This window comes from Psychromonas arctica (assembly GCF_038155225.1).
GTDB lineage: Bacteria > Pseudomonadota > Gammaproteobacteria > Enterobacterales > Psychromonadaceae > Psychromonas > Psychromonas arctica_B.
Genome location: NZ_JBAKBA010000233.1, coordinates 1 through 227 on the forward strand (window position 1 = coordinate 1; position 227 = coordinate 227).

The 227-nt window shown below is 30.8% G+C and carries 1 protein-coding gene; it reads right to left on the bottom strand.

Annotated features, from left to right (window positions below):
• Positions 1–39 precede the first annotated feature (39 nt).
• Positions 40–227: hypothetical protein (locus V6255_RS18390; RefSeq protein ID WP_341629422.1), on the bottom strand; the 188-nt coding region annotated here is incomplete at its 5' end.

The following is a 227-nucleotide window of genomic DNA, read 5'->3' on the forward strand; positions in this document are numbered from 1 at the left end:
CTTACCACCAATGATGAAGAAATTAATATGTCAGCGAGATTAAAGTAAATTATCTAACTGTCCTACTAAGATCAAATTTGAAAAAGTTTCTTTTTTAAATATAACAGCCCATTTATCAATATCATGTTTGGATATGAATAAGGGATCACAATAAGCTATTCCTCGCTCTTCAGAAGTTAAAAGATTTACCATAATACGGCGGTTTTTAATAGTAAGGTCCTTCAGTG